Source organism: Flavobacterium sp., from assembly GCF_044373165.1.
Lineage (GTDB): Bacteria > Bacteroidota > Bacteroidia > Flavobacteriales > Flavobacteriaceae > Flavobacterium.
On sequence record NZ_JBILQL010000032.1, the window covers coordinates 1 to 21,553 of the forward strand.

Below are 21,553 nucleotides of genomic sequence, written 5' to 3' on the forward strand. Positions count from 1 at the left end.
TAGAAATCTTTTTTCTCCCAATCCAAATAAAAAATAACCTTTTTATATTCTTTTTTTTAAAACCCTGATAATATGATTTTTGTAAAAACCATTTTTCAAAAATTTAACAAACACAAAACCAAAGACCACTAAATAGCCCCGATTGCAGTGGCTACCGCGTAGCCCGAAAAGCGGGAATGCAGATCACTGATAAGTCCCGAACCTTTCGCTCATGAAGAAAAATTATTCGAAACGGATGGATTTTGAAGGCGTGATTTTGGTAATGATATAAGAAGGAATGAGTAAAACCAACAAACAAACAACGACGGTACCAACATTGAGGAGCAACATAGAGGACAAATTAATGTCGACCGGCGCTTCGTTGACATAGTAACTTTCGGGATTGAGTTTGATGATGCCGAAGTATTTTTGCAGCAACAGCAAAGTGAATCCAACAATGTTGCCCCACAAAAGACCTCTCCCAATTAAGTAAGCCGCATTGTACAGGAATATTTTTCGGATAGACCAGTTGTTGGCGCCGAGAGATTTTAAAATACCGATCATTTGGGTTCTTTCTAAGATGAGCACCAAAAGCGCCACTACCATATTAATAGTAGAAACCGCGATCATGACAATTAATATCACTACTATATTAACGTCGAAGAGTTTTAACCATTCAAAGATGTAATAGTATTTATCGACTATGGTTTGAGAATCGAGAGTGGACGAAGTTTCCTGATACACTTCTTGACCTTTTTGTTCGATTTGGGTAAAATCGTTGACAAAGACTTCGAAGGCACCGACTTCATCGGGTTTCCATTTGTTGATTCTTTGCACGTGACGAATATCGCCAATCACATAAGCAGCGTCGAATTCTTGAAACCCGGAATTGTATATGCCTACTATTTTAAAATTGCGGAGGTTATAGCCTTCTCCGTTTTCTTTCATAAAATAAGTCACAAAGGAATCGTTGTTTTTTAATCCTAAGCGATTGGCCAAGTATTGCGAAATTAAAACCTCTTCGTTGAGATTGCTTTTGAAATTGGGCAATCTTCCGGCTACTAAGTATTCTTTCAGATTGGAAGTATCATAATCAGCGCCGACACCTTTGAAGATAATACCTTCGAAAGCGGTTTCGGTTCTGATGATTCCGGCCTTGCTGGCTACGGCTTGTATATGTGCTATGCCGTCGACAGCAGTAAACTTGGGATAAAAATTCTGATTTTTGGAAACCGAGGTAGTGCTGACATCCGAATTGTTATCGTTATACCCGGAAATAATAATATGTCCGTTGAAAGCCGAAACTTTTTGGCGTATCTTTTGTTGCAAGCCAATACCGGTAGCTATGGAAACCATCATCATGATCATTCCGAGTGCAATGGCGGTAATGGCAATTTTTATTATTGGCGCGGATATACTACTTTTATGGTCTTTAGTAGTAATGAGTCTTTTCGCTATAAAATATTCTAATTTCAACGGTATGATTTCAAATTTGGTGTTCAAAAATACAGTTTTATTCTCGGTTTTGCTAATGGTTTCTTGTGGCAGTTCGGGAAAGAATATAGAGAATAGAGAAAAGAAAATAGAGGTCACCTCGGAGACTCCTTTTAACGGTATAAAATCTGGTGCAGAAAACACAGCTGCTTATTTGTCGACATTAAAAGGAAAAAAAGTCGGCATAGTAACCAATCAAACCGGAATTGTTACCTATGATTCTATTTATCATTTGCCCGATGAAGGTAATATGACACATATTGAAGCTTACGACAGAAAACGACTGTTGTTAGTTGACTTTCTTTTGAAAAACAAAATCAACCTCCAAAAGATTTACGCTCCCGAGCATGGGTTTCGCGGCACAGCCGACGCAGGTGAATTGATAAAAGACGGCAAAGACACTAAAACCGGCCTGCCGATATTCTCACTCTACGGGAACAATAAAAAACCAAAACCGGAGCAATTGGCCGGGATAGAGGTAATGGTTTTTGATTTACAGGATGTAGGCGCGCGATTCTACACTTACATTTCTTCACTTCATTATATTATGGAAGCTTGTGCAGAAAACAATATTCCGCTGCTGGTATTGGACCGACCTAATCCGAACGGCGCTGTTGTAGACGGACCGCTATTAGAAAAAGAACACACTAGTTTTGTAGGTATGCATCCCATTCCGTTATTGCACGGCATGACGATTGGCGAGTATGCCCAAATGATTAACGGTGAAAAATGGTTGAAAAACGGAGTGCAATGTAACTTGACTGTGATTCCTTGCTTGAATTACAAAAGAGAAATGGCTTACTCTTTACCCGTAAAACCTTCACCAAACTTGCCCAACGACCGAGCGATTAATTTGTATGCGAGTTTGTGTTTGTTTGAAGGTACGAATGTGAGTTTAGGTCGCGGAACTGAGAAGCAATTCCAAATTTACGGTTCTCCGTTTTTACCTAAAAGCGATTTTAGTTTTACTCCGATACCTAATTTTGGTGCCAAAGAACCAATGCACAAAGACCAACTTTGTTATGGCGAAGATTTAACGAAGTTAGAAAAAGTGACTCGTTTGGAATTGAAATGGTTGATCAAAGCCTACAATACAACTTCAGACAAAACGAAATTTTTCAATGACTTCTTTACCAAATTGGCCGGCACCAAAAAACTACAACAGCAAATTATGACCGGAACCTCGGAAGCCGACATTCGCAAATCATGGGATAAAGACTTGGAAGCATTCAAAGTCATGCGAAAACCTTATTTGCTGTATTGATTTTCATTTCTTTTTAACGACTTGAAAAAACTAAACATAAGGTAAAGCAGGCAAAACAACCCGGCAAGCAAGCCAAATAAAAAAATCGAAAGCATAAAAACTTCGAACATTTGGTAAGTAAAAGTATTTTCGGAAATGTCTGAATCCAGCAAAAACCCTACGAAAGCTATGCCTAAGGAAAGTAAATAAATCAGCAACAGGTAACGAACCACTTTTTTCATAACGCTTCTTTTTATCGTAACGAGAAAAAAGTCGATTTATTATTAGGTTACTACTATATTAGGATTAATGCTTAGCAACTCTGCGATGAAAGCCGATTTGTCTCTGGGTGATATCAGCACTTCATCGTACTTGTTGTATACAATGGCTATTCTGTCTAACGACAAAGCGGGTGAACTTAGCGGATTGTTCGTGTGGTATATTTTTTTAATCGAATGGATATCAATTTTGGTAGTCCAAATTTTCAATTGATGGCCTTCTATTTTGTATTGAATCGACCAAAACATTAAAAATATCAAGCTCAGCAATCCGAAAAATACAATCGACATCATATAGTCTTTGGTTATAATTCCGTCCACTATCGGATAACAAAATAAAACCCCGATTATGATAATTAACCACCAGTCGATTTTTGATTTGTAAACACTCATTTTATAAAGGTAATTTTTTTTTCATTTCTTCTACTATGTTAAAGGCTGCCGGACAAATCGCCACATTCTTCAACGTCAAATCGGATATTTGTTGGAACTTCTTTCGGTCCGTATGCGGAAATTCCCGACAAGCTTTCGGACGAACTTCATAAATCATACAATAATTTTCGTGGTCCAAAAAGCTACAAGGCACACTTTGCAACACATAATCTTTGTCTTCATCAATCCGCAAATATTGGTCGATGAATTGTTGTGGTTTTTGCTTCAAATGCTTGGCAATCCTTTCAATATCGGCTAAAGTAAATAACGGTCCGGTGGTTTTACAACAATTAGCGCAAGTCAAACAATCCGTTCTTTTGAATTCAGCTTCGTGCAAATCCTGCATCACATAATCCAAATTCTTAGGCGTTTTCTTTTTGAGCTTGTCGAAATACTTTTTGTTTTCGATATGCTTATCTTTGGCTAACTTTTGTAATTGTTTGAGCTGGTTTAACATTGTTTAAAATTGTTCAAGGTTGTAAACTCCTTACTGATAAACAAAATTAAACCTTTAAACAACGTTAAACTAAATTTGATGAAAGATTTATTCGGCCAAGCCATACTTGATTTCCAAACCAACAATGCTCCGGAGGATTTAGTCACTGAAACCAACATATCCGAAGCCGATGCCATGAGCGTTGCCTATCTTTTTCGCACTTATAACGAAATGCCCAAGCTGGAAAAGAAAGCCTTGCAACTCGCCAAAGGCAAAATTCTCGATGTGGGTTGCGGCGCCGGAAGTCATAGCTTGTATTTACAAGCAAAAGGGTTCGACGTTACGGCGATAGATATCTCCGAAAACGCAATAAAAGCTTGTCAGTTGCGCGGCATAAAAAATGCTCGAACCCATCATTTATTGGCCTTACAAGACGAAAAATTCGACACCATTCTTTTGCTGATGAATGGCACCGGAATCTTTAGAACGCTGGCCGAAACTTCCCAATTCCTGCAAAAACTCAAATCGCTTTTGAATCCGAACGGGCAAATTCTGATTGACAGTTCCGACATTATTTATATGTTTGACCAAGATGAGGATGGCGCTTATCTTATTCCGGCTGATGGATATTATGGCGAATTAACGTTTACCGTTTCCTATAAAGGCCAAACCGAAGAGACTTTTCCGTGGCTATATCTTGATTACAATACGCTCCAAAACGCTGCTCACGCCTATGGTTTAGCTTGTGAATTGGTGGTTGAAGGCAAACATTACGACTATTTGGCTAAACTTACTTTCTTATCAATATGAAAGATCTACGCTATCCCATCGGAACTTTCGAAGCACCGAAAGTGTACACCGCTGAACTTTTGGCGAAAGCCATACAAACCATTGAAACCTTTCCGGAAAAATTAAAAGCCGAAGTTGCTCATTTGACGCAAGAACAATTGAACACTCCATATCGTCCCGAAGGTTGGACTGTTCGCCAAGTCATTCATCATTGTGCCGATAGTCATATGAATTGCTTTATCCGTTTGAAATGGACATTGACCGAAAACAATCCGACGATAAAATTCTACTACGAAAATCTTTGGGGCGAAGGCATCGACAACAAAACCATGCCGATTGAACCTTCGCTACAATTCCTGGAAGGTTTACATTATCGCTTGGCGTTTGTCATGAAAAGTCTTTCTGAAACCGATTTAGAAGCGGCATATATTCACCCCGAACACAACAAGGAATTCCAACTCCGAGAGATGATTTGTCTCTACGAATGGCATTGCAACCACCATTTGGCACACCTCACCGAATTGAAAAAAAGGGAAAACTGGGTTTGATTTTTAGGAGCTTAATCCGGCTTTCCATTCCAATCTCTTCGAGGATTTCCATTGCAATCCGGGCTAGGACTTTATGCTTCTATCAAATCGGTCGTTTTAATAATATCTTCCAGTGCCTTGTACAAAACCTCTAAATCTTCCTGAGTATTATAAGCATTAATCGAATACCTCAAATAAACATTCCCATTCAAAGGCATCACCGGAATTTGAATTTTGTATTGATCATATAACAAGTCTTTCAATTCAGCCGGTTTGGATGTTTGCACCGGAATGCTGGCCATTTGCCCCAAAAATTCTTCGGTAATCGGCGCAATTGGTTGTGTTTGCAGCAAATCACAAAAGCGTTGGTAATTGGCAAAAACTATTTGTTTACAAGCTTTCGATTTTTCCTTCCAATTGTTTTGCTCCAAAAATTCAATGACTTTTGGCGTACACAAAAAAGCCGAATGATCATTGGTGCCTTGGTATTCGTGGTAATCTAAAAAACGGCTTTCGCTGGGTGCCAAACTTTCGTAACCCCAACTGACTACCAAAGGATCTATACTGTCTTGGCGTTCTTTTTTAACATACAAAAACGAACTGCCTTTGGGAGCCAACATCCATTTGTGCAAAGTGCCGGTGTAGAAATCCGGATTCAAATCGGTTAAATTCAAATCGATATGCCCTGGCACATGAGCACCATCTATTATGGTTATTAGCCCCAATTCTTTTGCTTTGTCGCAGATTTCTTTAACTGGAAAAATTAAAGCCGTTGCGCTCGACATTTGGTTTAAGAAAACCACTTTAGTGTTTTTATTATAGCCTTTCCAAAACTCTTCTATAATTTGTTCTTTAGAAACTATTGGTAATGAAATTTCTTGACGAATGTATTTGGCTCCCGATTTTTTACAATAAAAATTCCACGTTCTGTCCATAGCACCATATTCATGATTGGTAGACAGAATTTCGTCACCCTCATTTAATTTGATACTCCGCATTATAACATTAATAGCAAAAGTTGGGTTGGTTGTAAAAAATAAATCCTTGGCGTTACAACCGACAAATTCAGCCAAACTCTCCCGAGCTGTTTTTAAATAATGCGGTTGTTTTCTTTGAATAAAATCGACAGGATCCGATTCTAATTCAAACTGAAAACGATGGAGTTCTTCAAAAATGGGTTTTGGGCAAGCTCCGAAAGAGCCGTGATTTAAAAAAGTAATATTGGGATTTATCAAGAATTGTGATTTCATTGTTTTGTTTTTATAAAAAAACCCAAAGCAAAGTTGCCTTGGGTTTTTTTAAAATATTTAAGTCATTAATTATTGCATGTATTTCATCATCATGGCTTGAATTTCTGCTTGCAAACCAGCCATTGCTTCTTGTGATTGGGTAGCAATCATTTCAGCTTTTTCAGTCATTTTTTTTCCAACAGGACTATTATAAAAAGCAAGCATCGCTTTTACATCCTCTTTTGTGTATTCTTTAATATAAATATCAACCGTTTTTTCATTAGCTTTTTTAAGAAAAGCATCAAACTCTATAATAAATGCTGCTTGCTTATCTTGTGGAATCATGGGCAAAATTTGTTTTTTTGCCGCACTCATCTGACCTCCAGCACCACTTTTTTCTATTACTTGCAATACTTCTTCTCTACTTGGTTGTTCTTGTGAATAAACGAATTGAGAAACACAAGCAAACATAAAAGCTATCAATAATTTTTTCATTTTTTTTATTTTTTAAGTCTATAATAAATACATGCTAAAGATAATAATATAAATTAATTTCTTAAATTATTTTGATGTAATTGCAATTGGCAGAGAATAAAGTACTCTTACCTTCTTACTAGCTTGTTCCCCCGGAATCCATTTTGGGCACTTTTTTAAAACTCTAACAGCTTCTTAATCATGGAATATTCAAATATTTATGCGTTTGTAGTGACACGCGCCACTTTGGGTTCTTCATTACATAGTCAACAATTAACGGTGTCATTTCTTCTTTTTTACTCCATTCTGGTTGCATAAATAAAATAGCATTCTTGTTAACTTTTGCTGCTTGTTCTTCTGCAAAAATAAAATCATGTTTGTTATAAATAATAACTTTTAATTCGTTGGCAATGGCATAAGCATCCTCAACGGGTAATTTATTTTTCTTTGGCGAAAGACAAAACCAATCCCAAGTACCAGTTACAGGATAAGCGCCAGATGTTTCGATATGTACCTTTAAATTTTTAATTTTTAATTTTTGAGTAAGAAGTGTCATGTCCCATGTTAGTGGTTCTCCACCAGTTACAACTACGGTATCCGCATAGTTAGCAGCATTAGCAACAATAATGTCTGTAGCTGTTGGCGGATGCAATTCGGCATTCCAACTTTCTTTTACATCACACCAATGACAGCCCACATCACAGCCACCTATTCGGATAAAATAAGCCGCGGTTCCGGTATGAAAACCTTCTCCTTGTATGGTATAGAATTCTTCCATCAGCGGAAGCATTGCTCCTTTATCTACGGCTAATTGTGTTTCTTTTGACAACATTGTATAAAATATAGTGGGCAAAGATACTTAATTTGAAGATGTCATAATTTGAAAATTTGAAAATGATTGGTCATAAAAAAACCGTCTCTTTTCAGAGACGGTTTTGATGGCTTAATGCTATGGGTATTATTTCAACAACTTCAACGATTCTGTTGCATAGTTATTGGTAGGATCCAAAGCTAAGGTTTTGTTGAATAATTCTTTGGCTTTGGCTTTATCGGTATTGGCAAAATGTGCACCCATATTGTTGTAAGCTTCTATAAATTTAGCTTTGTTTTTAGTAATTTCTGCTTCGCCTTTAGCAGTAACAGTATCAACATACAATTGATAGTTGGCTGCCATTACTTCATCACTTTCTAATAAGTTATTGGTTCTGGCTCTGAAAAGATAAGCGTCAGCAGTAGTCGGTGAAGCTGTAATCACATTGCCGAAGGCTACATCAGCTTTTTGCAAAGCTATAGGATCTGGCTTAACTAAATCTTTACGAGTATTGTCATAGTAAAGGGCATTTCCTAAATAAAAGTTATCAATTAAATAATTTTTTGAAGTTGGTACTGAAACCGCTACTTCAAACACAGCCGCTGAAGCACCAAACGCTTTTTGATCGTACAATTTTTTACCCAATTCATTTAAATCATTGGCCACTAATGGTTCGATGGCTACTGCTTTTTTAATGTCTTCTATTGCAGAGGCCAACAAAGCCGGATCTACTGATTTACCGTCGGCACTTGCCCCTTTTTTGATTTTGGCTTGTCCCAAATAAACATAATCTCTCGGAATGATTTTGTTTGCGGTATTTGCCGTATAATCTTGTAAAGCTTTCAGCGCAGCCTCAACATTACCGTTTTCATAAGCAGAATACCCTAAGTATCTTAAAATTCTTGGATTTACCCCATCAATTTCTTTCATCATATTGGCTTCTGCTTCAAGGGCTTTGTAATCTTTTGCCAAGATTAAAAAGTCGGCATGACGCATACGAGAAGTGATGGAATAATCGGTAAGACTCATGTATTTTTCATAAAAGCCTAAGGCCTTTTGAATATTATCATTGTAAGTTGACGGCACATTATTGCCCCATAAATAGTAGGTTTCAGCTAACTCGCGGTAAACCGGACCGTAATTAGGATTGATAGCAATTACTTCATTGTATGCTTTAACGGCTTCAGTATATGCCTTGGCACCTTTTAACAACACACCCAATTGCATTTTAGCTCTCAAAAGCGTGTTATCGGTTTGATAAGCATTTCTGTAGGCTACATAAGCATCGTTTTGATTTTTATCGCCGTAGTAAGCATCTCCAAGTGCCAACTGTACTTGAGCATCAGTTGGATTAGCCAATTTGGCTTTGTTCAAGACTTCAATTGCAGTTTTATAATCCGGTTTATCCGCGTTCATATAAGCACGTGCAATGAAAATATATTCCTCAATATCTTTCTTTTTCAAATCTTTGGTCACCAAATCAAACTTGGCCTTAGCAGCAGCCAAATTGTTAGCCTCTAAATCCATTTGACCTAAACCGATATTGTTGAATCTACCACCTTCGGCAGCAGTCAATCCTTTCTGGAAATAGATAGATGCAGAATCCGCTATGTTTTGTTTTAAATAAACATTACCTAGCAAAAATGCTGCTTTTCCGTTGGCAGGTTTAGCTTGTATAATTGATTTTAATAACGATTTAGCCTTTTCAAATTGTTCAGCATCAATAGCTTTCTTCGCTGTTTCCAAATCCTGTGCATTGGCCACCGTGGTTGCCACTAACGCTAAGCTGAATATTTTAAACTTGTTCATCTTGCAACTTTTAATTTTTATCTTTAGTTATTTTATTTCTTATCACGATTTTTCGGGTTGGGACACGCTCAGGAACTAGACCTGATTTTAATATAATTCGCTGTCCTCTTTCGCCGCCCAGGAAGGAAGCAAATCCCATTCCTAAACCAGAATATCCTTGACAATTGACGATATACAAATGACGTGCCAAAGGATATTTACCCTGCGCCAGATTGTCTTGTGTTGGAAATACATATTCGTTTGAATCAATTCCTTTTACCCCTAGAACATTGACTTTATCAACCGATTCCTGTAAATCTAAAGGCGGTTGAAAAATCCAATTAATTCCTATTACACCTATCATACCTTCATGTTGAGACACATATTCAATTACTTCTTGGTTGGTCTTGAAGGAAAAAATATTTTTTTGGTTATTCACCGAAACTCCTGCCATTGCCGACATGTATCGGGCTGTACTTGAATTGGCGTTATCAAACACTAATCCTTTGATGTTGGTGGAAGTATTACCTTTAATAAAAGCTATTACATCTTGCAATGCAACCAAAGTATCATTTGCTGTTTTACTTTTAATCAAAGCTACTGCATCGGTTGCAAAAGGAGTTATTTTAGGGTTAATCTTTTTGGATTGAAATACTTTGAGCTCTTGTGTGGTTAAGTCTCTGGTTAATATGGCAATGGTCGCTGTATCATTAAATATAGCATTCAATACTTCATTTTCAGATTGCGCAACCAAATGCAACTTGGCATTGTATTGGGTTTCAAAAACTGCTTCTACATCTTCAACAATTGGCAGTATAGATTCGTCCACATAAATGGTAGCTTTACCTTCAATTATAGAGTCTAATTGCTCTTCACCTTTCTTCTGACAAGAAAAGACAAACAGCAAGGTTAACAGTAAAAAACCGGTTATTGTTTTGGCTACTTTATTCATCTTCTGTGGTGTTTAAACTGTTTACTTGAGTTATAAAACGTATGAAACCGAATATTATTATCAAACAACCAACAATTAGTTGTAAATTATTGGGCAGGTTAAGTTTTAGTTTTTCCCAAAATAAAAGGAGCAAACCTAAAACGCAAAAAGCCAAAAAATTCAATAAGCTAATAACGAGAAGAAATCGCTCTTTAAGCGATTTCTTCTTGAAATTTTGTATGAGTTTTGAAATCATTTATTCGGCTGACTGAATTGAAATCGGCAACGAGTATAATACTCTCACCTTTTTACCATTCTGCTCACCCGGATTCCATTTTGGACAAGATTTTAATACTCTGATGGCTTCTTTTCCGGTTCCGTAACCAATATCTCTAATTACTTTGATATCTGTTAATGAACCATCTTTTTCTACTACGAATGTTACAAAAACCTTTCCTTTCAAACCTTCTTCATCAGGCACTTGGAAATTTTTACCTACAAATTTGTAGAATTTTTCTAATCCACCCGGGAAATCAGGTTTTACTTCAATACCTGCTGTATTGTAGATATTGTTGTCTTCTTCCACTACTTGACTTGGACCGTTTCCAACAGGCTCAACAGTTAAAGGAGCATCAGGATCACCTTTGATGGTTTCATCACCCAGTTTTTTATCCTTGATTTCTTCAATCTTTGGTGGTTCTTCTACAATCTCTTCTGTTTTGGCCACAACCGGTTTCACAAACTTAACTTGGTCCACTTTTGGCGGTGGTGGTGGCGGTGGTGGTAAATCTTTAGGTTGCTCTTCTTTTGGCGGCAACTTAATCGTTACAATTTTTTTATCCAAACTGGCGTCTTCATCAGAGCTGTCCGGAATTAAATCTGCAATTAACGGAGAAGCAACAGCGAATCCGAAAATAGCAGCTCCTATAAGTAGTGAACGCAAAGTAGTTTTTGGGTTTTCTTTACGCAATTCATAAGCACCATAGGCTTTGTTACGTCCCTCAAAAACGATGTCTATCCACTGTCTTTTTAATAAGTCTAATTTCATTGTTTTACTTTTTAAAGATTAGTATAAGACATTACTTGTTCATTTCGTCTACTAGTTTTTGCTCTTCGGGAGTAATATCATTTACAATGGCGTAAGTCGGCACATCGCAAATAGCCATTTCATCCAAGATGTCAACTAAGTTTCTGTAGGTAGATTTTTTGGAAGGTTTGATAATGACAATCATCCCTTTCTTTTTATCACCAGTTACTTGCGGAATAGAAACCACTCTTTTTAAGATTTCTTTTCTGATTCCGTTTTTACCATATTCTGCATTTGTTGGCGCACCTCCTGGTTCAGGGGTTTCCAATAAACCATGAAACCATTTGATTTTATTGTCTTTACCCATGATAATGGTCATGGTTCTTCTTTGATCAACCTTAATATCTTTTTGCGGTTCATCTTTATCATCTTTATCAGGTAATCCCAAATCCATAGATTGTGGTTTCGATAAAGACGTAGTCAACATAAAGAATGTAATCAACAAGAATGCCAAATCCACCATGGCAGTAAGATCCACTTTTGCGTTGGACTTTTTACTTCTTACCTTTTTACTGCCTTTTTTGCCACCGCCATCGCCGGTATTTAATTCAGCCATTTTATATTATTATTAATAATTAATAATCTTTTCCTCTTAAACCAGTAACTAAATTAAAGCTATTGATTTTTTGGTCCTGTAATATATCCATCACTCGTTTGATTTGAGGATATAACTCTTTAGCATCGCCTTTGATAGCAAATTGAAGTTCTTTTGTAGCTCCTTCATTAATATTTGCTTGTCTTGCGCCTTGTATCCAATCTTGCAATTGGTTGTTGATAGAGTCGCAAGGAACACCGGATTGTACTCCTTTTTTAACTCTATCCGCTGCTTTCATAGCCAGTAATTGCTTCAAGCCTTCTACAGGAACACCAAACTCATCCACCAAAGCGAATTGGGCCTTTTCTTCCTCCGTAAAAGTCAATTTATATTTCTGAGCCATATAATCCAAAGCTCCTGAACGGATTGCTCTGTCTTTCATTCCAAAGAATACTTGTTCTTTACCATCACTTTTCCCAACGGTCAACATAACCAAACCCGTTTCCGGTAATTTAGTTTGCACCGTAGAAGAAGGTGTGTCTACCGGTAACGGCTCCGGCGCTTTGGCCGTGGCTGTTAGGATAAAGAAGGTAAGTAAAAGGAAAGCCACATCACACATCGCCGTCATGTCGATTGAGGTTGCTTTTTTGGACATTTTTACTTTAGCCATTTATTTTGTTTTTTTTTAGTACAATTATTAGTTTTCTAATGATTGTATTATGATTTTAAACTTCCTCTGAATTTTCTGTAAGTGTTCACAATTGTTGAACCAGCCTCATCGATAGAATAAGTTAAAGTATCGATTTTAGAGGTAAAGAAGTTATAAGTTACAATTGCCAATGCAGAAGTCGAGATTCCTGTTGCCGTATTGATCAAGGCTTCAGAAATACCGTTTGCTAACGCTGCTTGGTCAGGTGTTCCTGCTGTAGCTAACGCACCAAACGCTTTAATCATCCCGGTTACAGTTCCTAATAATCCTGCAAGAGTTCCCAAAGCTACTAAAGTAGATAAAATTGTCATGTTTTTCTCTAACATTGGCATTTCTAATGAAGTAGCCTCTTCGATTTCTTTGTGGATAGTTTCAGCCGCTTCTTCGCTGGTGAATCCTTCTTTTTTAACTTCTTGGTATTTCACTAAAGCCGCTTTGATGGCATTGGCTACAGAACCTTGTTGTTTGTCACAAGCATTAATAGCATCATCAATATTTCCGGATTTAACACTTGCCTGTACATTTCTCATGAAGGTATCTAAATTTCCTTTTCCTCCTGCTTTAGAAATAACGAAGAAACGCTCAAACGAAAACACGATTACCATTAAAAATAACCCCATCAAAACCGGTACAATCGGCCCTCCTTTATAAACCATTGCTAAATAATTTCCCGGTAGTGGATGACCTGTATTTACACCGCCTTCAAAGTTAGAACCAGCACCCATGATGAAGTTCCAAATAATCCAACCAACAAAAATACATGCCACAATGATGATTCCTGACATCATCCCTAAACCGTTTGACCCAGATTCTTTTTTAACGTTTGCCATTTTTTTAAATTTTAAAAGTTTTAATAAATTATAAGTTTTAGTTGTTAATAAACTTGATTAAGGGCAAATTTAATTTTTTACTCGAAATAAAAAAACTTTTTTTAATTTTAATAACACATAGTTTTAATTAGTTTTTTGAAGGAGTCACGGTCATTTAAAACAATCGTTAAATTATCTACAAAATCTAGTCTATTTTTCAGGGTTTTAATCAAGTTTATACATGTATAACGCAAAAAGTCCTGAAAACGTATTTTTATCGAAAACAATTTCGATATTTCATAATTATACCTTTTTCAATCCTAAGAAAACAATTAACATTTCACAGGTTTTAAAAAATAACTTACTTTGTGCTATCTTTATTCATCCAATTCAACAAAAATGACAACAGCATCAGATTTCTCAAAATACATAAATGAAGGCTATACATTTAAAGGCGAAAGTATCATCTTAGGCGGAGCAATGCTCAACAATGAAGCTTTACCTGATACATTTGTTAAAGTTCCATTGAAAACCTTGAACCGTCACGGACTCATAGCCGGAGCAACCGGTACCGGAAAAACCAAAACCATACAAGTACTTTCTGAACAGTTATCCTCGTTTGGTATTCCGGTGCTAATGATGGATATTAAAGGGGATTTTTCGGGGATTGCTCAAGAAGGTGAAGAAAAACCGTTTATCACCGAACGACATACCAAAATAAATATCCCATACAAAACTGAAAGTTTTCCGGTTGAATTGATGTCTTTGTCTCAACAAAACGGGGTTAGACTACGAGCTACTGTTTCCGAATTCGGACCGGTGCTTTTTTCCAGAATACTCGATTTAAATGATACGCAAACCGGCGTTGTGGCAGTGATTTTTAAGTATAGTGACGACAAACAAATGCCTTTATTGGATTTGAAAGACATCAAAAAAGTCATCAACTACATCACCGAAGAAGGTAAAGAAGAAATCGAAGAACACTACGGTAAAATTTCGACTTCAACCACCGGAATCATTCTCCGAAAAATCATCGAATTGGAACAACAAGGCGGCGATATTTTCTTTGGTGAAAAATCATTTGAAATTGACGATTTAATGCGCATCGATGAAAACGGAAAAGGCTACATCAACATTCTCCGATTGACCGACATTCAGGACAAACCCAAATTATTTTCAACCTTTATGTTGAGTTTATTGGCCGAAATTTACCAACAAATGCCCGAAAAAGGCGATGCTGACCAACCTGAATTAGTGATTTTTATAGATGAAGCACATTTGATTTTTAACGAAGCCAGCGATGCCCTGCTCAACCAAATCGAAACCATCATTAAACTCATTCGCTCCAAAGGTATCGGAGTATATTTTATTACCCAAAACCCAATGGACGTTCCCGCTAGTGTATTGGCGCAATTGGGTTTGAAAATCCAACATGCCCTAAGAGCTTTTACGGCCAAGGACAGACAGGCCATCAAACAAACGGCCGAAAACTATCCGGTTTCCGATTATTATAAAACTGATGAAGTACTAACGTCACTCGGAATCGGCGAAGCTTTTGTAACAGCTTTGAACGAAAAAGGAATTCCTACTCCATTAGCAGCGACTATGATGCGCGCACCCATGAGTCGGATGGATGTTTTGACCGACGCAGAAATAACGGAAATCAATGCAAAATCGAAGTTGGTCAAAAAATATGCTGAAGAAATAGACCGCGAAAGCGCCTACGAAATGCTATCGCAAAAAATTGAAGCCGCCAACCAACAAGCTGAAGCTGAAGCCGAAACCCAACAAGAACAACGAAAAAGCAACGAACCCAGCACGGCGGAAGTCATCGGAAAATCGGTTACTAAAGTCGTTACCAGCGCTTCTTTTATTAGAGGTGTATTCGGAATTTTAACCAAGCTTTTCAAAAAATAATGAAATCGTTTTTAACCATTGGTCTGTTGGTTTTATCCAACGTTTTCATGACATTAGCTTGGTACGGTCATTTAAAATTTAAAGAACTCAAATGGTTTGAAAACGTCGGATTGATTACGATTATTTTAATCAGTTGGGGATTGGCCTTATTCGAATATTGCTTCCAAGTGCCGGCCAACAAAATTGGTTTTCAAGGCAACGGCGGACCTTTTTCACTGATGCAATTGAAAGTGATACAAGAAGTCATCACCTTGGTCATTTTTGTAATTTTCTCGATGCTGTTTTTTAAGAACGAAACCTTTCGATGGAACCATGCGGTGGGATTTGTATTGCTGATACTGGCAGTTTATTTTATATTCAAAAAATAACGATAATGAAAAAAATAATTTTAACAGTCATTACTATTGCTTTTTTAGGCTGTAATAAAAAAGAAGTGGTAGCCAAACTCGATTTAGAACCCATCAAAAAAGAAGTCTTAAAAGCAGAAGAAGATTTTAAAACGATGGTGCAAACCAAAGGCATCCCGGAAGCGTTTTACACTTTCGCCGACAGTAATGCGGTCATCAAACGCGAAAACGATTCGCTGATTATGGGGAAAGAAAACATCAAATTGTATTACAGCGATCAAAAATACCTATCGGCTAAAGTAAATTGGACACCAAGTTATGTAGCCGTTTCTAACGACGGCACTATGGGTTATACTTACGGCAACTATGTTTGGTCGATTAAAGATTTTCAAGGAAAAGAACGCGAATTCAAAGGCGTTTTTCATACCGTTTGGAAAAAGCAAAATGACGGCAGCTGGAAATACACTTGGAATTAACACTTATTACAATTAAAGAAACCGAAGATTCACGAACACCAAAAAAATAAACATTGAGTAAATACTTTATCCAAAAATCACCTTTTGTCGTACCAACTACTGATGGCAAACTCATAGAAGAACACCACGGAAAAGCGGCTACCGCCAACAATAACATTTCTATTGCCCACATGATGGCGCCACCGCATTGGAGTGAACCGTTTCAAACGCCTGAGTTCGACGAATACACCTATATCATTTCGGGGAAAAAGCAATTCATCATTGAAGAGGATACGGTGGTTTTAGAAGCCGGCCAATCGATTAAAATCGAAAAAAATACGCTGGTACAATATTCGAATCCGTTTGACGAACCTTGTGAATACCTTGCGATTTGCCAACCGGCATTTGATTTTACAAAAGTGCATCGGGAAGAATAAATCACAAAAAAATAAAATGCCAAGTTCCAAGTAAACCACAAGCTTCAAATGTCAACTATCTAATTTTGAGATTTGAAGCTTTTAATTTGAGATTTATTTAGATTTTTAGATTTTGCTATTTGGAGTTTAATAGCGATATGATTTTGTTTTCCACAACTTCGCTATTCCAAATGGCTTCAATGTTCGGCATTTGCATCACTTCTTCCATAATTTTATTTTGGAAATCGCCTATCGCCAAGGCTTCAGAATAAGGTTGTAAACTAAAGGTAACGCGACTGTACAATGGCATCCATTTGTCGGGATGCTTGTCGGAAAACCATTTTTCGATTTTCTTTTGCAATAAGAATTTTTCATCGGCGGTTTTAGTACTCATTTCGATGAAATTGCGCAGCGACAATTCGGCTATAGCATCGGCATTAGGTTTGCGCGATTTTTGGTATTCGGAGAAGATGGTTTTCCAATCGTCTCCATATTTTGTTATCATTTCGCTCAAAACCGTAATATCTTCAAAGCCGGCGTTCATCCCATGACCATAAAAAGGCACAATAGCATGAGACGCGTCACCTATCAAAGCTACCTTATCTTCAAAAGTCCAAGGATAACACTTCATGATGGCCAAATAACTGGTAGGATTTTTAAAGAAATCGCGCACCAAATCGGGTATTACCTCTTTAGTATCAGGGAAATATTTGGCAAAGAAAGCCACCAAACTCGATTCGTCTTTTAATTGCTCAAAAGAGTTTTCTCCTTCAAACGGCATGAATAATGTGCAGGTAAAACTACCGTCTAAATTGGCCAAAGCCATCAACATAAAATTGCCACGCGGCCAAATATGCAAAGAGTTTTTATCAATCTTGTGCGTTCCGTCTGCATTGCCGGGAATGTGCAATTCTTTGTAGCCCAATTTCATGAACTCCTGCGAATAATCAAACATACTTTGTCGTTGCATTCTGTGGCGTATTCTGGAAAATGCACCATCGGCACCAAACACTTTATCATAGTGCAAATCAGTCCACTCACCTCTTTCTGCTTCACCTATATGAAGTGTTGCTGTGGCTAAAGTTACATCCCAAATTTTGTGCTCAAAGAAAAACTTAACTCCTTCCGCTTCTGCCAAATCAATCATCCTGCGGTTCAAAATCCCTCGGGAAAGTGAAAAAATAGCTTCGCCGTCTTTACCGTAATATTGGTAATTGAGTTTGCCGTCTTTTAAGTGAATGGCTCTTTTGTCAACCGGAATTCCAATCTTTCTGATCTCATCATCCAAACCAACATCTTCCATGGCTTTCCAACCTCGATTAGACATGACCAAATTAATGGAACGCCCCGAAAATTCAACCGTTCTGATATCCGGACTTCGGTCATAAACATGAACGGTATGTCCTTGTCTTTTGAGATAGATTGCCAATAAAGTCCCGACTAAACCCGAACCAACTACAGCAATTTTTTGAGGAGTTTGCATGAAAATCTTAAAAAAGTTAGGCAAAATTACTGAAATATTACAGAAGTTAACACGTCTACAGGACGGATTTCTACAAAATCATAAAATTTGTTTAATTATTTTTTATATATATTAAACAAAACTTACCTTTGAAATAAAACTTTGCATGAAAAAAATAACCCGATCCGAATGGGATGCACTGTCTAAAGTACACCGCCTCAACTTAATCAACAGTTGTACCGGTTACAAATCAGCCAACTTAATCGGAACCAAATCGGAAACCGGCATTCCTAATGTAGCCGTATTTTCCAGCGTAACACATTTGGGCAGCAATCCGGCTTTGTTGGGTTTTATCCTTCGACCTAATGTGGTTCCCAGAAATACTTACAACAACATCAAAGCGACCGGTTACTTTACCGTCAATCATATCGCCCAAAACATGATTGCTCAAGCCCATCAAACTTCGGCCAGTTATGATACCGCTGTCTCCGAGTTTGATATGGTAAACTTAGAACAAGAATACCTATCTGACATCGATGTTCCTTTTGTAAAAGACAGTCCGGTTAAATTGCTGTGTCGGTATTTGAACGAATACGAAATAGCCGAAAACAACACCATCCACATCATAGCAGCGATTGAAGAAATTCATTTTCCGGACGAAATGCTGCACAACGATTATTGGCTCCAACTCGATCTAGCGGATGTAGTAGCCGTAAACGGATTGGACGGTTACTGTTTGCCTAAAATTTTGGACCGATTCGACTATGCGCGTCCGCAAACCCAAACCAAATCCATCTTAAAAAATGGCGCATAAAAAAGTGAACTTACCCGAAAAAATATGCAAAAGCTGCGGATTGCCTTTCAGTTGGCGCAAAAAATGGGAAAAAAATTGGAATGAAGTACTTTATTGTAGTGACCGATGCAGAAAAAACAAAAAACAAGCTTAGTTTGGTTTCGTAACGATTTACGGGTCAACGACCAAACCTCATTATACCAAGCCATAAAAAACAGTGAACAAGTGATTGCCTTGTATTGCTTCGACCCGAGGCATTTTGCCGAGACAAAATACGGTTTCAAAAAAACCGAAAAGTTTAGAACCCAATTTTTAATCGAAACGGTTCAGGAATTGAAAACCAATCTACTCAAGCACAACATCAGTTTTTTGGTTTTTAATGAAATCCCTGAAATCGTGATTCCGAAATTGATTACAGATTATAATATCGAAGCCATTTATCTTCAAAAAGAATGGACTTCAGAAGAAACTGTGGTGACCGAAACATTGAAAAACGAATTGAAACACATCAATTGGCAGGAAAGCTATGACCAATTTTTATTCCATCCCGAGGACATTCCGTACGCCGAGTTCAAGAAAATCCCTGAAGTATTTACCGAATTCCGCAAGCAATGCGAAAAAACAGTCAGGGTAAAAAGTCGTTTGGAAACGCCAAAACTGCCCGAGTCTAATTTAATAGAAAACACCACTGCAATTCCGTCGCTAACCGATTTAGGATTGGAAGAGTTTGAAACACACCCTAAAACCGCTTTTCCTTTTCAAGGTGGCGAAAACCAAGCTTTGGTTCGGATTGATGCTTATTTTTGGGAAACCAAAAAACTATCGGTATACAAAAAAACACGCAATGGTTTGGTGGGCAAAGATTACAGTTCCAAACTTTCAGCTTGGTTGGCCAACGGTAGCATTTCGGCTCGTACGATTTATTGGGAAGTGAAACGTTACGAAAAAGAAATCGGTGCCAATGAAGACACCTACTGGTTGATTTTCGAACTCATTTGGCGCGATTATTTCAAATACATTTCCCTCAAACACGGGAATAAAATTTTCCAATTACAAGGCATTTTAGGGAAGAAATACGATTGGAAATTCAACCATAAAGCTTTTCAGCAATGGACCAACGGGAACACCAAAGAACCTTTTGTGAACGCCAACATGATTGAACTCCAACAAACCGGTTGGATGAGCAATCGTGGACGGCAAAACGTAACCAGCTTTTGGGCCAAAGAATGGGAACAAGACTGGCGCATTGCAGCCGCTTATTTCGAAAGTATGTTGCTCGATTACGATGTGCATTCTAATTACGGGAATTGGATTTACAATTCGGGCGTAGGCAACGATCCGCGCGATAGAAAATTCAACATCAAACGCCAAGCGGAAATGTACGACGCCAATGGTGCGTTTCAAAAACTTTGGTTACAAACGAGCTTATTTTAAATGAAAACACTCCGACTGATTTTAGGCGACCAACTGAACCACCAACATTCTTGGTTCCAACAAAAAGACGATACTGTTTATTATTTGATGGCCGAAGTCCGTCAGGATACCGATTATGTGAAACACCACATTCAAAAGGTAACGGCTTTCTTCTTAGCGATGCGAAACTTTGAGGAAAAGCTTCAGCAAAACGGACATCAAGTTCGCTATTATAAAATCTCGGACAGTAATAATTTACACGATTTTGAAAAGTTAATCCAACGCGAAATCACAACGCTTGGCATCACGCATTTTGAGTACCAACTTCCGGATGAATTCCGTTTGGACCAACAACTGAAAAACCTTTCTGAAAACATTGGCATTCCTGCAACCGCTTTTGATACGGAACATTTTTATACTGAGAGAACCGAATTGAGTCACTTTTTCCAAGGCAAGAAACAATTGTTGATGGAAAGCTTCTACCGCATGATGCGCAAAAAACACCAAGTATTGATGGTGGGCGAACAACCGTTAGGGAACCAGTGGAATTTTGACCACGACAATCGCAAAAAGTATAAAGGCGAAGTGCCGGTACCGAAAACCAAAGTGTTTGTAAAAACTGTGGCCGAAGTGATAGCCGAAATACAAAACGCCGGTGTGGTAACCTTTGGAACAATTGACCTCAATTACTTTGTTTGGCCAACTTCAAGAGCAGAATGTTTGGAACAATTGCAGTATTTCTGTCATGCGTTATTGCCGCATTTCGGCACTTATGAAGATGCGATGCATACGACAGAACCGCATTTGTTTCACTCTCGTTTGTCGTTTGCTTTAAACACTAAAATGCTTTCTCCGAAGGAAGTCATTGATACGGTTATACAACATTATTACCAAAATCAGGAGCGAATAACTTTGGCGCAAGTCGAAGGCTTTGTCCGTCAAATTTTGGGTTGGCGCGAATATGTGCGTGGGATTTACTGGAAAGAAATGCCGCAATATGCTCAAATGAACGCTTTGGAAAACCACGAACCCTTACCGGAAATGTATTGGACCGGAAAAACCAAAATGAATTGTATGCAACAAGCTTTGCGTCAGAGTTTGAATGATGCCTATGCACACCACATTCAGCGGTTGATGGTGATTGGCAATTTTTCGTTACTCACCCAACGCCATCCGGATGCCGTTGACGCTTGGTATCT

Annotated in this window: 25 protein-coding genes and 1 pseudogene; 11 read left to right on the forward strand and 15 right to left on the reverse strand. The window is 37.8% G+C overall.

Annotated features, from left to right (window positions below; genetic code table 11):
• Positions 1-222: 222 nt before the first annotated feature.
• A complete protein-coding gene (locus ACIQ32_RS06120) occupies positions 223-1,455 on the reverse strand; it encodes an ABC transporter permease (RefSeq protein WP_396194833.1) in 1,233 nt (410 codons plus the stop codon).
• 4 nt (positions 1,456-1,459) lie between these two features.
• Here ACIQ32_RS06120 and ACIQ32_RS06125 point away from each other — a divergent pair, with 4 nt between their 5' ends.
• Positions 1,460-2,737: an exo-beta-N-acetylmuramidase NamZ domain-containing protein gene (locus ACIQ32_RS06125; protein ID WP_396194809.1), complete on the forward strand. Its 1,278-nt coding sequence runs from the start codon at positions 1,460-1,462 to the stop codon at positions 2,735-2,737.
• On the opposite strand, the gene ACIQ32_RS06130 is transcribed toward ACIQ32_RS06125, so the two are convergent.
• From ACIQ32_RS06130 to ACIQ32_RS06140, 3 genes are read right to left on the reverse strand one after another with little or no spacing between them, the layout of a single operon-like run.
• The gene (locus tag ACIQ32_RS06130) at positions 2,722-2,958 is read right to left on the reverse strand and encodes a hypothetical protein (protein WP_396194810.1); all 237 of its coding nucleotides are present in this window, start codon (positions 2,956-2,958) and stop codon (positions 2,722-2,724) included. The genes ACIQ32_RS06125 and ACIQ32_RS06130 overlap by 16 nt on opposite strands.
• A 42-nt stretch (positions 2,959-3,000) precedes the next feature.
• Positions 3,001-3,387, reverse strand: a complete 387-nt coding sequence (locus ACIQ32_RS06135) for a PH domain-containing protein (protein ID WP_396194811.1) — start codon at positions 3,385-3,387, stop codon at positions 3,001-3,003.
• Position 3,388: 1 nt separating this feature from the next.
• Positions 3,389-3,883, reverse strand: coding sequence for a YkgJ family cysteine cluster protein (locus ACIQ32_RS06140; RefSeq protein WP_396194812.1), 495 nt, complete (start codon positions 3,881-3,883; stop codon positions 3,389-3,391).
• A 78-nt stretch (positions 3,884-3,961) separates the two neighbouring features.
• Here ACIQ32_RS06140 and ACIQ32_RS06145 point away from each other — a divergent pair, with 78 nt between their 5' ends.
• Entirely contained in the window at positions 3,962-4,672 is a 711-nt protein-coding gene (locus ACIQ32_RS06145) for a class I SAM-dependent methyltransferase (protein ID WP_396194813.1), read from the forward strand.
• Entirely contained in the window at positions 4,669-5,199 is a 531-nt protein-coding gene (locus ACIQ32_RS06150) for a YfiT family bacillithiol transferase (protein ID WP_396194814.1), read from the forward strand. Before ACIQ32_RS06145 ends, ACIQ32_RS06150 begins: the two co-directional genes overlap by 4 nt.
• Positions 5,200-5,270: 71 nt before the next feature.
• Here ACIQ32_RS06150 and ACIQ32_RS06155 read toward each other — a convergent pair whose 3' ends face one another.
• The 10 genes and pseudogenes from ACIQ32_RS06155 to ACIQ32_RS06200 all read right to left on the reverse strand — a co-directional run bounded on the left by ACIQ32_RS06155 (position 5,271) and on the right by ACIQ32_RS06200 (position 13,572).
• Positions 5,271-6,428, reverse strand: coding sequence for an aminotransferase class V-fold PLP-dependent enzyme (locus tag ACIQ32_RS06155; protein ID WP_396194815.1), 1,158 nt, complete (start codon positions 6,426-6,428; stop codon positions 5,271-5,273).
• Positions 6,429-6,497: 69 nt separating this feature from the next.
• Positions 6,498-6,902 carry a DUF2059 domain-containing protein gene (locus tag ACIQ32_RS06160; RefSeq protein WP_396194816.1) on the reverse strand — a complete coding sequence of 135 codons (405 nt, stop codon included), beginning with the start codon at positions 6,900-6,902 and terminating at the stop codon, positions 6,498-6,500.
• 66 nt (positions 6,903-6,968) lie between these two features.
• Positions 6,969-7,076, reverse strand: a pseudogene (locus ACIQ32_RS06165) (energy transducer TonB); the annotation flags it as partial.
• 4 nt (positions 7,077-7,080) lie between these two features.
• Positions 7,081-7,713, reverse strand: a complete 633-nt coding sequence (locus tag ACIQ32_RS06170) for a 7-carboxy-7-deazaguanine synthase QueE (RefSeq protein WP_396194817.1) — start codon at positions 7,711-7,713, stop codon at positions 7,081-7,083.
• A gap of 126 nt (positions 7,714-7,839) precedes the next feature.
• Entirely contained in the window at positions 7,840-9,501 is a 1,662-nt protein-coding gene (locus tag ACIQ32_RS06175) for a tetratricopeptide repeat protein (RefSeq protein ID WP_396194818.1), read from the reverse strand.
• Between the two features lie 10 nt (positions 9,502-9,511).
• Positions 9,512-10,432, reverse strand: a complete 921-nt coding sequence (locus tag ACIQ32_RS06180; protein WP_396194819.1) for a PstS family phosphate ABC transporter substrate-binding protein — start codon at positions 10,430-10,432, stop codon at positions 9,512-9,514.
• Between the two features lie 235 nt (positions 10,433-10,667).
• Positions 10,668-11,459, reverse strand: coding sequence for an energy transducer TonB (locus tag ACIQ32_RS06185; protein ID WP_396194820.1), 792 nt, complete (start codon positions 11,457-11,459; stop codon positions 10,668-10,670).
• 31 nt (positions 11,460-11,490) lie between these two features.
• Complete coding sequence (locus ACIQ32_RS06190) at positions 11,491-12,054, reverse strand: ExbD/TolR family protein (protein ID WP_396194821.1); 564 nt, start codon at positions 12,052-12,054, stop codon at positions 11,491-11,493.
• A 19-nt stretch (positions 12,055-12,073) separates the two neighbouring features.
• Entirely contained in the window at positions 12,074-12,703 is a 630-nt protein-coding gene (locus ACIQ32_RS06195) for an ExbD/TolR family protein (protein WP_396194822.1), read from the reverse strand.
• A 47-nt stretch (positions 12,704-12,750) separates the two neighbouring features.
• A complete protein-coding gene (locus ACIQ32_RS06200; protein WP_396194823.1) occupies positions 12,751-13,572 on the reverse strand; it encodes a MotA/TolQ/ExbB proton channel family protein in 822 nt (273 codons plus the stop codon).
• A gap of 378 nt (positions 13,573-13,950) precedes the next feature.
• Between ACIQ32_RS06200 and ACIQ32_RS06205 the strand changes: the two genes are divergently transcribed.
• From ACIQ32_RS06205 to ACIQ32_RS06220, 4 genes are read left to right on the forward strand one after another with little or no spacing between them, the layout of a single operon-like run.
• On the forward strand, positions 13,951-15,468 hold the full coding sequence (locus ACIQ32_RS06205; protein ID WP_396194824.1) for a helicase HerA-like domain-containing protein: 1,518 nt from the start codon (positions 13,951-13,953) through the stop codon (positions 15,466-15,468).
• Complete coding sequence (locus ACIQ32_RS06210; protein WP_396194825.1) at positions 15,468-15,836, forward strand: DMT family protein; 369 nt, start codon at positions 15,468-15,470, stop codon at positions 15,834-15,836. Before ACIQ32_RS06205 ends, ACIQ32_RS06210 begins: the two co-directional genes overlap by 1 nt.
• 5 nt (positions 15,837-15,841) lie before the next feature.
• Complete coding sequence (locus ACIQ32_RS06215) at positions 15,842-16,291, forward strand: YybH family protein (RefSeq protein ID WP_396194826.1); 450 nt, start codon at positions 15,842-15,844, stop codon at positions 16,289-16,291.
• A 53-nt stretch (positions 16,292-16,344) separates the two neighbouring features.
• Positions 16,345-16,707, forward strand: a complete 363-nt coding sequence (locus ACIQ32_RS06220) for a cupin domain-containing protein (protein WP_396194827.1) — start codon at positions 16,345-16,347, stop codon at positions 16,705-16,707.
• 115 nt (positions 16,708-16,822) lie between these two features.
• On the opposite strand, the gene ACIQ32_RS06225 is transcribed toward ACIQ32_RS06220, so the two are convergent.
• Positions 16,823-18,169, reverse strand: coding sequence for an FAD-dependent oxidoreductase (locus ACIQ32_RS06225; RefSeq protein ID WP_396194828.1), 1,347 nt, complete (start codon positions 18,167-18,169; stop codon positions 16,823-16,825).
• A gap of 145 nt (positions 18,170-18,314) precedes the next feature.
• Here ACIQ32_RS06225 and ACIQ32_RS06230 point away from each other — a divergent pair, with 145 nt between their 5' ends.
• From ACIQ32_RS06230 to ACIQ32_RS06245, 4 genes are all read left to right on the forward strand, one after another.
• Positions 18,315-18,962 carry a flavin reductase family protein gene (locus ACIQ32_RS06230; protein ID WP_396194829.1) on the forward strand — a complete coding sequence of 216 codons (648 nt, stop codon included), beginning with the start codon at positions 18,315-18,317 and terminating at the stop codon, positions 18,960-18,962.
• On the forward strand, positions 18,952-19,095 hold the full coding sequence (locus ACIQ32_RS06235; protein ID WP_396194830.1) for a DUF2256 domain-containing protein: 144 nt from the start codon (positions 18,952-18,954) through the stop codon (positions 19,093-19,095). Before ACIQ32_RS06230 ends, ACIQ32_RS06235 begins: the two co-directional genes overlap by 11 nt.
• Positions 19,068-20,375 carry a DASH family cryptochrome gene (locus ACIQ32_RS06240; protein ID WP_396194831.1) on the forward strand — a complete coding sequence of 436 codons (1,308 nt, stop codon included), beginning with the start codon at positions 19,068-19,070 and terminating at the stop codon, positions 20,373-20,375. The genes ACIQ32_RS06235 and ACIQ32_RS06240 overlap by 28 nt, the downstream gene beginning before the upstream one ends.
• Positions 20,376-21,553: cryptochrome/photolyase family protein (locus ACIQ32_RS06245; protein WP_396194832.1), on the forward strand; the 1,178-nt coding region annotated here is incomplete at its 3' end.